Source organism: Priestia sp. J2, assembly GCF_020790095.1.
In the GTDB taxonomy this organism is placed as follows: Bacteria; Bacillota; Bacilli; order Bacillales; family Bacillaceae_H; genus Priestia; species Priestia zanthoxyli.
Window position 1 is genome coordinate 2,785,447 of sequence record NZ_CP086208.1, and the last position, 12,060, is coordinate 2,797,506.

Below are 12,060 nucleotides of genomic sequence, written 5' to 3' on the forward strand. Positions count from 1 at the left end.
ATTACCCAGCCTATACTCCATAGTAGAAATATAAAACTTACAAGAGCGGCTAATATAACTCCTACGGCAAGAAATCTGTTCTTCTTTTGATTTTCTTTATCTATTGTGTTTACTCCCTTTTTTTAGAAAATACTTCTAATATTCTAACATAAAAAGGATTTTTCAAAGCAAAAGAGCCTACCAGTCTTTATTTGGAAATATAAAAAAACCACCTAAAATCAGGCGGCTCTTCTTTTATGCTGCGTCTTCAGATGGTTCATTATCTTTGGCTGCTTCTATAAGTAAGAAAATAGCCGTTAAGATGTGCATGATCATGCCGACAATTGGAATCCACGCAATAGCAGAACAGACAATTCCCATGATATGCCCTGTCCGAACTTTGTTTGTTTTAATCGCAAATACTAAACCTACAATATGCAATGCGAGCATTAAAATAAGCGGCGTGTAGGCTAGGCCAATAACCAAGGTCCCGCCTAGAATTGGAATCCCCCAAAGAGCCTCTAATCCTCCGCTGACCCATTTCAATATACGACTTGTTTTTCCCAATGTATCCTCCCCCTTTGTCTTCAATGTATGCACAGAAGTTTTGTTTCTGAACGGTTGTATATGAAAAAAGTGGTAAAAATACGTGTACTAAAAATAAATCGATAGTCCCATATAAAGATACGTTTTTATACGGGACTAGTGTAGTAGTGGAAAATGAATGAGAGGAAAAGGCTTTGTTTTACATGTAATAACGAGGAGCTCTTCGTCGAGAGAATGAAGTAAACATCAACAAAGAAGCCGAACTCAAAATGTAAGCTCGGCTTTTTCTTATATGATAAATAGAAGTATTATAAAATGTTTTTTGTATTAGTGTTCTCGACTCTTCTCAAATTTTTCAACAGCCTCAAAATCAAGTTCGGCTGATATCCAATCGCCTTTTTCCGGGAATTCTAGATTTCGAACGACTATTTTATTCGGCCCTTTTTTTTCTAAAATTTTCGCCTGGCAGTTTTTGTACATAACTACTTCTCGTTCTTTGATATCTGTCCACAACAAGTGCAGAACCCCTTTCAATTTTAAGAAGTTAATATTTCGAAACACTGTTTTACATTTTATTATATTTTTTTGGATTTGTTAATTTTTTTGTCTTGTTTTTCATAAAAAATGATCAAAACGCTTTTTTCCACTACAATATACCCAAAATATCTTTTAACCTTTAAATATTTATGGTATATTTTTAAAATTGTATTACAAGTTTTTTTGTTTTTGCCTTTTCGTTTCTTCTCTTTTCTTCTTTTTACATATTCATAATAGACATATCAATCTATACTAATACGTATCAAGGCTTAAAAATTCAAAAATATCTTAACATACTAAAAAGCATTGGATTGTTCCACTAGAAATCCAATGGAATTTACAAAAACTCCACCGAAAAAACTAGAAGCCTTTAGCCATACAAAAAACTGCTTTTACCGCATTTATATTTTAATGAATACTAACAACACAATTTGAGGTGCCAATAATGAACGTACTAACAAACGCTATAATTATCTTATTAGCTTATTTAATTGGGTCAATTCCTTTTGCTTTAGTGATTGGAAAGGGCTTTTACAAAACCGATGTTCGTAAGCACGGAAGCGGTAACTTAGGAGCTACTAATACCTTTCGCACTTTAGGAAAGAAAGCAGGTATTATAGTATTGATCGGCGATATAGCAAAAGGCTCGCTAGCCGTCTGTTTACCGCTTATGATGAATAGTCACTTGCATATGCTTGTCCCTGGATTTATTGCTATTCTTGGACATAGCTATCCGATTTTTGCAAAGTTTAAAGGAGGAAAATCTGTAGCGACTGCCGCTGGTGTATTCCTTGCATTTTCACCATTAGCTTTCATTCTAGGGATTCTTGCTTTTTTAATTTCTCTCAAAATTTCTAAATACGTATCCTTATCTTCACCTATTGGCGCATTGGTTGCCTTTTTAGCATCAATTTATGTAGGTGATGTTGTACTAATCGTATTTGCAGCCGTTATTTTTGTTTTCATTACATGGAAGCATATTAAAAACTTCAAACGAATTAAATTGGGTACAGAGCCTAAGGTTAATTTTTAAACGTCATGAAGTTATTGACTAGTAATCTTTAAATATGTTTACCAAAAAGGTGTTCATGAGTTGAACACCTTTTTTTATTATTTTAGTACGCCTTGTCCCAAGATAGACGTAAATTATGAAATTTCTTTAAAAATGCTCTTGATTATAGAGTAAACAATACACTTTACTGCTTCCTATATCTCATTTTGTAATTTGATATTTACTATTTAACCACCTTAAAACGATGAGTGTTACGGCACCAGCAGCTAAATATAAGAAGCCTCCAAATTCTATTACATACCCAAAAGGTGGAATAAGCTTTGGTAAAAAAACCATCCCTGCAAGAGAAATAAAAATTAAGACAAAGAGTAGAAAAAAGTCCTTAATCTTATTCGTAATTTTGTAAACAGATTTTTGTATCCATTTCAAAAGCAGAAAAACATCAAGAGAAATAATAGCTGCAACAATAACAAAAGTGACGATTGCCGTTCCGATATAAACAGTCTGGCTGCTATCCTTAACATAATGTACAACAATATTTCCTATCCCGCTTACTATAGCCATCAAGCTTGCAAGCTGTAACAATAAAAAGCTTATAAAAAAAGCAGTGCTTTTTAAGGGTTCTTTAGGTAACTGTTTAATCATTTCATCACAGTACGTCTTAAGGTTTTCTCCAAACACCTCTTCAGCACGCTTCCCTTCCGCTTGTGCGTCAATAAGGTGATCTAAAAGCTCCATCAATAACTCTTCAGCCTGCTGTTCAGAAACTGACACACTCGTTCGAATGTAAACAAGCATATTATCATAGTACTCTTCATTTTCCTTGGTCAGCTCTTTTCGCTTCTTATTATTTAATTTAATTAATTCCTTAGCGTTCATCGTAAAAACTCCTATTCAACAATTTATTTACAGGGTTTTGAATGTTGATCCATTCCTCTTGGATTTCACATAATGCGCTCTCACCAGATGCCGTAAGATGATAGTACTTTCGTTTAGGACCCGAAGGCGATTCTTTCATTTCTCCCTTTATTAATCCCTCCTTTTGAAGACGTAGTAAAATTGGGTAAATCGAACCTTCACTCACATCATTTAATCCATATTGTTGAAGCTTCTGGGATAGCTCATAGCCATAAACCGTTTCTTTTTGAATGATTGATAAGATACACCCTTCTAAAATTCCTTTTAACAATTGACTTCTCAAAGACATATCGATTTCTTCCTTTTCACTATCTTGTTATACAAGATACATTTTTAAAGTAAAGCTACCTTGCAAGACAAGATAGCTTTATATCATTCATAATAACCTATTTATGGTAAAGTTTCAACCATTTATTTACTTTTTTTATTAAACCACTTAACATAGTAATCTTTTTAGTAAATTTGAATAAATAAATGAAACCTTTCCTCTCTACTAACCGTATACCTATCATGCACGTATTAGTTAAAGGAGGAAGACTTGTGCTAAAACGAATTTCACTGTTTATTTTCGTTAATATTCTAGTATTAATTACAATCACAACGATTACATCTTTATTAGGTGTTCAAAGCTATATGGGAAGCGGCGGTTACGGCGGCCTGCTGGCATTTAGCGTCATTGCCGGCTTCAGCGGCGCGATTATTTCTCTTATGATGTCACGCTTAATGGCAAAGTGGATGATGGGTGTTCAAGTTATTGATGAACGTTCCCCTCAAGGTGAATACGAACGATTTGTTTTAGAAGAAACGCACCGACTTGCATCTGTGGCAGGATTAAGAAAAATGCCTCAGGTCGGAATTTATCACTCGGCGGAAGTTAATGCTTTTGCAACGGGGCCAAGTAAAAGACGCTCACTTGTTGCTGTTTCAAGTGGAATGCTTGAACGAATGGACCGCGATGCAATCAGCGGCGTTATCGCTCACGAAATAGCGCATATTAAAAGCGGTGATATGGTCACAACTACGCTGCTGCAAGGAGTATTAAACACATTCGTTATTTTCTTCTCTCGTTTAGTAGCCAAAGCGGTGTCAAACTTCGTGCGAGAAGAGTTTGCGATGGTTGTTTATTTCCTTACATCGATTGTATTTGAGATTCTCTTTAGTATCTTAAGCAGTCCAATTATCTTCTGGCATTCAAGAAGACGTGAATTCAAAGCCGATGAGCTTGCAGCTAAACTCGGTGGTAAGGAAAAAATGATTTATGCGTTAGAATCGCTTCGTCATACTACTTCATTAGTAGATGACCGCCAAAAATCAATTGCCGCTTTTAAAATTAGCGGTAAAGAAAAATTCTCACGCTTATTCTCTACTCACCCGCCGCTTGAAAAACGCATTGAGCGCTTGCATTCACTATAAGCAAAAGAAACCAGCTTCTTTATGGAAGCTGGTTTTTTTATGTTATGACTGAGGAGCAAGCACACGTGCAGCTTCCCACAGCAAGACGCCGTCTTTATTTTTTGTTAATTCCACGTAGCCTTCTTTTTCTAGATACGTAAGCTGGCCGTACACTTCTGAGAAAATAAAGTCAGGTGCTTTTTGATACATATCCGGGAAAAATGCAGCGCTGACTTCAAGCGTTGTTTTCTTTCCTTCCCCCATCGCTTGTAACACGCGCAGCGCCCATTTATGCTGCTTTTGAATACGTTCCATAATTAAAGAATGAATGTCACTAAGCGGTTCACCATGACCGCTGTAAATCAAATCAATGTCGTAGTTCAACGTTTTTTCTAGAGACGCTAAGTAGTCCAATAGCGGCGTTGGCTTAGGGTTTTGAATGGTTGGCTCTAAATACGGGTTTGACGGGACTTTTGGCAAAATATGATCTCCGCCAAACGCAACTTTTTCTTTGCGATTGTAAAACATCAGCTGACTTAAAGAATGTCCTGGCGTTTCAACGACTTCCCACTCACTCGCATATGGAAGTGTATCTCCTTCTTTTAAATACCCCGTTAGCTTCTGCCCTTTAGGTGAATAAACTTGAATCGCAGCCGTTGCTTTACGAAGCCATGTGTCCATTACATCATCACTGACTCCAAACTCCGTAAGAAAATTACGATATAGCTCACTATGCTGCCGAACAAACTCTTCATCTTGGTAAATCCAAGGCTCCACAAGCTTATGACCGTAAACTGGTATATCATTCGGCAGCCATTCTAAAAATCCAGTGTGATCCGGATGCTGGTGAGTCAGAATAACTTGTTCAATATCTGTGACTTTATATCCTTCTTTACATAGTGCCTCTTCAAAAACGCTCCACGCTTCTTTTGTTTTCATACCTGCATCAATTAACGTTAACTTGTCTGCTTTTAATAAAAACACATTCACTGGTCCAATTGGAAATGGCGTAGGCAGTTCAATGCGTATCACTTTATGATCTAAACTCATTTTACCAAACCCCTATATCTGCATTCTTTTTACTGCTTTATACTGTTAAACGTTTTATTCTTTTAAATAGTCCCTTTACTACTAACTTCTACCTTTTGTAAAAGTGCGCTGAGCATCAATAATTGGATGACTCTTTGTACTCTTACAAACGTTTTATAATGAATTCATACTACTAATAGTTTAGCAGGTTTGAAGACAAATTGATAAAGGAATGCTTTCCAGTACACTTATTTAAAACGAACAAATGGTCCATCAAACGAAAAAAGTAAGATAGAATAAAGAGAAGAAATGATGATATAAGGAGTATAGTTTATGATTAAAGCGATTTTTCTTTTTATCTTAGCGGGTCTCGCTGAAATTGGCGGAGGCTATTTGATTTGGCAGTGGCTGCGCGAAGGAACATCAAGCTGGTTAGGACTTCTGGGCGGTATTGCTTTGGTGCTGTACGGCGTCATTGCTACGTGGCAGTCGTTCCCCGACTTTGGACGTGTATATGCAGCTTACGGCGGTATTTTTATTGTTTTAAGCCTGTTTTGGGCATGGTGGGTTGATAAAAAAATGCCCGATACATACGATTGGATTGGCGGACTTGTGTGTCTGATTGGCGTAGCGGTTATGCTTTGGCCAAGAAGTTAAGTAATCACACAGGAAAGAGCGCGCTTTTTCCCCTTTTGTTCAGAGGAACCAAAATAAAAAGCAGCCTATATATTGGCTACTTTTTATTTATCACTTATTAAATCTGCCGAAAAAGCCTTTTCTTTTTTCCTTAAACGTATTAGGTCTATGTAAATTAAATAAGTGTTCAATGCCATTTTCCATCATCTTTTCTAGCAAAGCTTCTTGTCCATGCTGGAAATAGTACTCCATTTCTTCTTCATACAAAGGGAGAAGCGTATGGAAATAGACTGGCCACTCTCCGTGGGTTTCTTTTCCGTTTTCAAGATACGGCATCATAAATGCCTCTTGGCACTGCGGCAAAGGAGGCACGACCATAACACCACAAAAGCCGCTTTCTGGTGAATACGGTTGAACCTGTAATGGCAGCCTCACTTTTTCACCTGTTAACGTTCGTTCATAGGTATCCACGTAGCGATCCAGCTCTTGATTTGGAAACACCATCCACTGACCAATCCAATTCATATTGTTAACCGCAAAGCTTCCTACTTGATGCATGACTTGAGGAATCCAGCTGTACTTTTCATCTTCAAACGGATCTTGATCTGCATGCATCACCAGTTCAACGTACGCGCTGTCTAATCCAGGGGGTGCCGGCAGGCGAAGCGTACTATAACCATGTGTTGCGACCGTATAAAACGGCACTGATTCTGTAGGAGCCATTTCATAAAAACCTGCCTCTGTCACCTCAGCTGATTCTGCTTCAACACGGCGGATAATTGGCCCATAATATGCTTGTAAGTGAGCTTCCACATCCTCATCGAGCGATTCCCGAACAAATGGATTTAACTCTTCAACTGAAGCTTCTGCTTCCTGTGATGACCATACTTCATAGAAAGTAAAACCGGTTAAATCACTTTGAAGGATATAATCGCGTACGTCATCTGATACATAAATTTCTTGAGAGATTATTGGAAAATCTCCAAAGCGGTGTTTAGTCGACTTTGTACGGAAGATATGACTCTTTTTTAATTCGTTTTCTATAAATGCTATTTGTTCAAAACCGCCAAACTTATTAGGTATTGAATTGTCATAATCAATACATTCTAAAATATTTGTAATATTAATTGCATAATAGTTCTCGTCATTGTGAACTAACCGTAGTATTTCAGCACTGTCTGTTAAATAACTGCCTAAATGCTGAGTAGCCTTTTCTGAGAAAATAGGGGGATTCGAACGCCCTTTATATGTTATGTAGTCCTTATACTCTCCTTCTTGAAAAGTTTCCATCGCAATAGATTCCCAGCTGTGCTGAAGTGACTCTCCCATAAGTCCCCTATCGAAAAGATCTTCATTCTTTTGTTTATTCTTTACTGTCAGTTGAACAGCTTCGTCGGTGCAATACATTTGCCATATTTTCATCAGTTCACCTAATTCTTCATTAAACTTTTTATATGTACTTACACGCTCTTTTGCATAAGCAAGCAGCGAACTTGCTTCATACACTTTACCCATTAAATTCCCTCTTTTATCACTTTAATTAGAAAACCATCAAACTTTTTGTATTTAATCTAACTTTTCCCTATATTATCCATTATAAAGTTTCAGCTAACCTATCTAAATAGGAATATCTAACCTTTTATACACAATTAATTTCTATAAAAAGGATAAAGATACAAAAATATCATATCTTTGATTCCACAAAAAAAGACAACCCAAAGGTTGTCTTTTCCATTACTTCAACTCAGCCCATCTTTTATCTAATGATTTTAACAGCTCATCTTCAGACGTTTGGCCACCGATGTATTCTTGTACATCTGCTCCAAATTTTTGCGTTACGCCTTCAGGGAATTTTGTCCATTCCCAAGGAAGCGTTTTTTGCTCCTTAGAATATTTAAGAAGTTCTTCACCTAAAGGTCCGATGTCTTTTGCTTCAATTGACTTAAAGGCTGGAATGTACTTGAAGTCTTCTACTAGCGCTTTTTGACCTTCTTTAGATGTAACCATCCAGTTTAAGAAGTCTTTTGCTGCTTTTTTATCTGCCGCTGGTGCTTGTTTGTGAATAACCCAGTTACTTGGAACGTCAATTGCAAGCTTGTCAGATGCAGCTGCATCGTCGCTTAGCGGCATAGGTAGAATCCCTACATCCATGTTCGGCGTAATTTTATCAAGCATTGGCTGAATCCAGTTTCCTTGCTGAATCATCGCTGCTTCACCGTTCGCAAATTTCGTTACTTGCGTGTTATAGTCCGTCGTTAACGGATTTTTATTTCCATATTTCACTGTTAAATCAAGCAGCTTTACATACTGTTTGAACTGCTCGTTTCCTTCAATTTTCGTACTGCCGTCATTTAATCCTTTAATAAATGCATCCGGATCTTTTTGACTGGCAAATGGAATGTTTAAGCCGTGGTTTCCAAGCACCCACCACTCGCCGTAGCCGATAGAAAATGGCGTAATACCGGCAGCTTTTAGCTTTTTAGCCGCTGCTTCTAATTCCGAATATGTTTTTGGAAGTTCTTTAATGCCTGCTTTTTTGAACAGTTTTTTGTTATATGTAAATCCATAGCCTTCAAGACTGATCGGCTGTCCATATACTTTACCGTCCATCGTCATTGGAGTAAGTGTGTTTTCGTACGCGTCATCAATCCAAGGCTGATCCGATAAATCTTCTAATTTATTTTTCCACGTTTTCGCCTCTTGATATCCTCCGTTTGTGAAAAGGTCGGGTGCATTGCCCGACGCAAACTGCGCTTTTAAAGCTGCTGCACCGTCAGCTCCTCCACCAACCGTTTGGATATTGAACTTCACGTTTGGATGTTCTTTTGTATATTGATCAGTTAGAGCTTTTAGCTGATCTGCAATTTCTACTTTTCCTTGAAATACATCTACTACTACTTGATCTCCGCCGCTTTTTTTATTACCAGATGCGCTTTCGTTTGAACATGCGGTTGAAAATAACAGCGTAGCCGATAAAACACCTACTGCTAAAGGCCATTTTTTCATTTTAAATGCCATTTTCCGTTCCTCCCTATTTGCTGCTGGTTTTGATGCCTCAGCCTCAAAACCAGCCCTGTTGCCGCTTCTATTATTTAATTGAACCGCTTGTAATTCCTTTAACAATGTGTTTTTGCATTGCAAAGAAGAAGATTAATAGCGGGATAATACTGATTACAAGTGCTGCTAGTGCTAAATCCCACTGCTTTGTATACTGACCAAAGAAGAAGAATGTCGCAAGCGGAATCGTTCTTAGCTCAGGATCTTGCAAAACAAGAGACGGAAGTAAGAAGTCATTCCAAATCCATAGGCTGTTTAAGATGACGACAGTCACTGTAATTGGCTTTAATAACGGGAATACAATTCTCCAGAATACGCCTAGACGTGAGCATCCGTCGATGATTGCCGCTTCTTCTAGCTCAACTGGAATTCCTTTAATAAATCCGTGGTATAAGAAAATCGTCATACCTGAACCGAAGCCTAAGTACATGATCACAATACCCCAAATGCTGTTTAACAGATTTAAGTTTCCTGCTACTTTTACAAGTGGAATCATGATGGATTGAAATGGAATAACCATTGCCGCTACGAATGCCATAAAGATAATGCTGCTGATTTTTTTCTTTGTTCGAACCAGCATGTAAGCTGCCATTGAACAGAAGATGACTAGAACTGCGTTACTGATGACTGTAATGATTAGCGAGTTGCTAAGCACTTTTAAGTAGTTCATTTGGTTAAATGCATTAACAAAGTTTTGAAACTGAATCGTTGTTGGCAGTGCCGATGTGTTTGATAAAATTTCTGCAAATGACTTCAGCGAGTTTGAAAGCACGTAATAAAAGGGAACCAAGAACACTAGTCCAAGCAGGACCGCTAAAATTTCAACAATAAAGGTTTTGCTCGTATATTTGTTTCCCATTACGATTCAACCTCCTTCTTCTTCGTGTATGTTACTTGAATAATCGTAATCGCTGCTACGACGATGAAGAAAATTAAGGCTTTTGCTTCACCTAGACCGTATCTGTTATTCACAAATGCTTCTGTATAAATGTTAAGCGCTAACATTTCTGTTGATTTGAATGGACCACCGTTTGTTAATGATAAGTTGACATCAAATACTTTAAATGACCATGAAATCGTTAAGAATAAACAAACCGTTACTGCCGGCGCTACCATTGGAATTGTAATGTGACGAAGAATTTGCCATCTGCTTGCTCCGTCAATTTTTGCTGCTTCAATAAGCTCTTGCGGTACGTTTTGCAGTGCTGCTGTGTAAATAAGCATGATATAACCTGCTCCTTGCCATACACTTACAATCACGATGCCCCAAAATGCTGTTTTTGCGTCTCCCAACCAAGGAAGTTCAAAAAGCGAGATTCCCGTGATTTGTCCGATAGATGCAAATCCTTTTACGAAAATGAACTGCCATACAAATCCTAGTAAAAGTCCGCCAATTAAATTCGGCATAAAGAAAACCGTACGTAAAATATTTCGTGTTTTTAACATTTGAGTAACAAGGATTGCTAACACGAACCCAACCACATTCGTTAAGATAATCGCAACGACCGTATATTTTGTTGTGATCCAAAACGACTGCTGAAACTGCTTATCTTCGGTGAACAAGTACTTGAAGTTATCAAGCCCCACCCAGTTAATCGTGCCGTTTACTCCGTTCCAGTCTGTAAATGAGTAATAAATCCCTGTAAAAAATGGTATAAGTACAATCACACAAAACGCTAAAAGTGCGGGCCCTACAAATAGAGCAAATAAACCTGCATTTTTCAAATTTTTACGTTTTTTCGTATTAACTGATGGTTCTCTTTTAAGTTCTTGCTCTAAAGGAACATATTCTGTCTCCTGTAATTTACTTTGGCTATTCATCTTACTAGCACCTCCCTATGTCTTATTTTAGCGAAATCCGCTATTTATGAAACCGCTTTAATTGACGAGTAGGGTGTAAAATATTGACCTTTGTGCAACATTTTCTCCCCTGTGCACATTTTACATACTTTTCTAAAGCATGAAAGAAATATAAGAAAAAGCTAGAAGTGGACGACATATCTTCTTATCTTATACACTAGAAAAAAGATGTAGTTGGGAGGAACATACTCATGACAGCAAAACGAGCGCTAATTACAGGTGCCAATTCAGGAATGGGGCTGGCCACAACGATTGAACTAGCCAAAAAAGGATTCGAAGTCATTATGGTATGCCGAAATGAAGAAAGAGGAAATGCCGCTTTAGAAGAAGCGAAACGCCAAAGCGGATCGGATTCCATATCTCTTATGACCTGTGACCTAGGTTCTCTTGACAGTATCCGGGCTTTCAGTGAAGACTTTACGTCTCGCTACAGTGTACTTGATGTGCTGATTAATAACGCGGGCGTCGTGACAATTAAGCGGGAAACAACACAAGACGGATTTGAAATGATGCTTGGTGTCAATCATTTGGGTCACTTTTTATTAACTAATTTACTTTTAGATCCGCTGAAAAAATCTCAACAGGGACGCATTATAAACGTTGGATCCGGTGCTCATAAAGCGGGGAAAATAGACCTCAACAACCCTCACTTAACAACAGGATTCGGAATATGGCGAGGATACTCTCAGTCTAAATTAGCAAATAACTTATTTACGGTTCATTTAAGTAAAAAGTTAAAAGACACCTCTGTAACCGTAAATTGCCTTCACCCCGGAGCCGTTTCTACCGCTATCGGCGTTAATCGTCAAACAGGTTTTGGAAAAAGCATTCACGCCGTGCTTCGCCCTTTCTTTTTAACACCTCTTCAAGGTGCCGAAACAGCTATTTATTTAGCTGACAGTCCTGAAGTGACGCATATTAGCGGCGCTTATTTTTATAAAAAACGCTTGACTCCTCCTTCTTCAAGAGCAAAAAATGAGCGGCTTGCAGAAGAATTTTGGGACTGGAGTGCGCGCGAAGTTGGTTTATAAAGTAGATAGATACGCTTGGGAAAGAAAAAAGTAATGAAAAAGGTCAGCTTTTCAGCTGACCTT

General features: G+C 37.8%; 13 protein-coding genes. 4 read left to right on the forward strand and 9 right to left on the reverse strand.

The window, feature by feature from the left end:
* Positions 1–234: 234 nt before the first annotated feature.
* Both LJY09_RS14045 and LJY09_RS14050 read right to left on the reverse strand, forming a co-directional pair.
* The gene (locus tag LJY09_RS14045) at positions 235–546 is read right to left on the reverse strand and encodes a hypothetical protein (protein WP_028412954.1); all 312 of its coding nucleotides are present in this window, start codon (positions 544–546) and stop codon (positions 235–237) included.
* 306 nt (positions 547–852) lie between these two features.
* A complete protein-coding gene (locus LJY09_RS14050; RefSeq protein WP_016764545.1) occupies positions 853–1,041 on the reverse strand; it encodes a hypothetical protein in 189 nt (62 codons plus the stop codon).
* 466 nt (positions 1,042–1,507) lie between these two features.
* Here LJY09_RS14050 and plsY point away from each other — a divergent pair, with 466 nt between their 5' ends.
* Complete coding sequence (gene plsY / locus LJY09_RS14055; RefSeq protein ID WP_028412953.1) at positions 1,508–2,095, forward strand: glycerol-3-phosphate 1-O-acyltransferase PlsY; 588 nt, start codon at positions 1,508–1,510, stop codon at positions 2,093–2,095.
* A gap of 180 nt (positions 2,096–2,275) precedes the next feature.
* Here plsY and LJY09_RS14060 read toward each other — a convergent pair whose 3' ends face one another.
* Both LJY09_RS14060 and LJY09_RS14065 read right to left on the reverse strand, forming a co-directional pair.
* On the reverse strand, positions 2,276–2,953 hold the full coding sequence (locus tag LJY09_RS14060; RefSeq protein ID WP_028412952.1) for a DUF1129 family protein: 678 nt from the start codon (positions 2,951–2,953) through the stop codon (positions 2,276–2,278).
* Entirely contained in the window at positions 2,943–3,281 is a 339-nt protein-coding gene (locus LJY09_RS14065; protein ID WP_028412951.1) for a PadR family transcriptional regulator, read from the reverse strand. The genes LJY09_RS14060 and LJY09_RS14065 overlap by 11 nt, the downstream gene beginning before the upstream one ends.
* A gap of 251 nt (positions 3,282–3,532) precedes the next feature.
* Between LJY09_RS14065 and htpX the strand changes: the two genes are divergently transcribed.
* Positions 3,533–4,405 carry a protease HtpX gene (gene htpX, locus LJY09_RS14070; RefSeq protein ID WP_014459652.1) on the forward strand — a complete coding sequence of 291 codons (873 nt, stop codon included), beginning with the start codon at positions 3,533–3,535 and terminating at the stop codon, positions 4,403–4,405.
* Positions 4,406–4,447: 42 nt separating this feature from the next.
* On the opposite strand, the gene LJY09_RS14075 is transcribed toward htpX, so the two are convergent.
* Complete coding sequence (locus tag LJY09_RS14075) at positions 4,448–5,434, reverse strand: MBL fold metallo-hydrolase (protein WP_028412950.1); 987 nt, start codon at positions 5,432–5,434, stop codon at positions 4,448–4,450.
* A 312-nt stretch (positions 5,435–5,746) separates the two neighbouring features.
* On the opposite strand from LJY09_RS14075, the gene LJY09_RS14080 reads away from it, so the two are divergent.
* A complete protein-coding gene (locus LJY09_RS14080; protein WP_028412949.1) occupies positions 5,747–6,070 on the forward strand; it encodes a YnfA family protein in 324 nt (107 codons plus the stop codon).
* A 90-nt stretch (positions 6,071–6,160) separates the two neighbouring features.
* Here the strand turns inward: LJY09_RS14080 and LJY09_RS14085 are convergent, their stop codons facing one another.
* The 4 genes from LJY09_RS14085 to LJY09_RS14100 all read right to left on the reverse strand — a co-directional run bounded on the left by LJY09_RS14085 (position 6,161) and on the right by LJY09_RS14100 (position 10,927).
* Entirely contained in the window at positions 6,161–7,564 is a 1,404-nt protein-coding gene (locus LJY09_RS14085) for a suppressor of fused domain protein (RefSeq protein ID WP_051418555.1), read from the reverse strand.
* A 219-nt stretch (positions 7,565–7,783) separates the two neighbouring features.
* Positions 7,784–9,067, reverse strand: a complete 1,284-nt coding sequence (locus tag LJY09_RS14090; RefSeq protein ID WP_155010068.1) for an ABC transporter substrate-binding protein — start codon at positions 9,065–9,067, stop codon at positions 7,784–7,786.
* Positions 9,068–9,137: 70 nt separating this feature from the next.
* On the reverse strand, positions 9,138–9,965 hold the full coding sequence (locus tag LJY09_RS14095; protein WP_013057493.1) for a carbohydrate ABC transporter permease: 828 nt from the start codon (positions 9,963–9,965) through the stop codon (positions 9,138–9,140).
* Positions 9,965–10,927 carry a carbohydrate ABC transporter permease gene (locus LJY09_RS14100; RefSeq protein WP_028412947.1) on the reverse strand — a complete coding sequence of 321 codons (963 nt, stop codon included), beginning with the start codon at positions 10,925–10,927 and terminating at the stop codon, positions 9,965–9,967. Before LJY09_RS14100 ends, LJY09_RS14095 begins: the two co-directional genes overlap by 1 nt.
* A 230-nt stretch (positions 10,928–11,157) precedes the next feature.
* Between LJY09_RS14100 and LJY09_RS14105 the strand changes: the two genes are divergently transcribed.
* The gene (locus LJY09_RS14105; protein ID WP_228307255.1) at positions 11,158–11,997 is read left to right on the forward strand and encodes an SDR family oxidoreductase; all 840 of its coding nucleotides are present in this window, start codon (positions 11,158–11,160) and stop codon (positions 11,995–11,997) included.
* Positions 11,998–12,060 lie beyond the last annotated feature (63 nt).

Excerpts from the sequence above, each read along its gene's own strand:
- plsY (WP_028412953.1), top strand. The coding sequence starts at position 1,508 with ATGAACGTACTAACAAACGCTATAATTATCTTATTAGCTTATTTAATT.
- LJY09_RS14060 (WP_028412952.1), bottom strand. The coding sequence starts at position 2,953 with ATGAACGCTAAGGAATTAATTAAATTAAATAATAAGAAGCGAAAAGAG.
- LJY09_RS14065 (WP_028412951.1), bottom strand. The coding sequence starts at position 3,281 with ATGTCTTTGAGAAGTCAATTGTTAAAAGGAATTTTAGAAGGGTGTATC.
- LJY09_RS14075 (WP_028412950.1), bottom strand. The coding sequence starts at position 5,434 with ATGAGTTTAGATCATAAAGTGATACGCATTGAACTGCCTACGCCATTT.
- LJY09_RS14080 (WP_028412949.1), top strand. The coding sequence starts at position 5,747 with ATGATTAAAGCGATTTTTCTTTTTATCTTAGCGGGTCTCGCTGAAATT.
- LJY09_RS14085 (WP_051418555.1), bottom strand. The coding sequence starts at position 7,564 with ATGGGTAAAGTGTATGAAGCAAGTTCGCTGCTTGCTTATGCAAAAGAG.
- LJY09_RS14090 (WP_155010068.1), bottom strand. The coding sequence starts at position 9,067 with ATGGCATTTAAAATGAAAAAATGGCCTTTAGCAGTAGGTGTTTTATCG.
- LJY09_RS14095 (WP_013057493.1), bottom strand. The coding sequence starts at position 9,965 with ATGGGAAACAAATATACGAGCAAAACCTTTATTGTTGAAATTTTAGCG.
- LJY09_RS14100 (WP_028412947.1), bottom strand. The coding sequence starts at position 10,927 with ATGAATAGCCAAAGTAAATTACAGGAGACAGAATATGTTCCTTTAGAG.
- LJY09_RS14105 (WP_228307255.1), top strand. The coding sequence starts at position 11,158 with ATGACAGCAAAACGAGCGCTAATTACAGGTGCCAATTCAGGAATGGGG.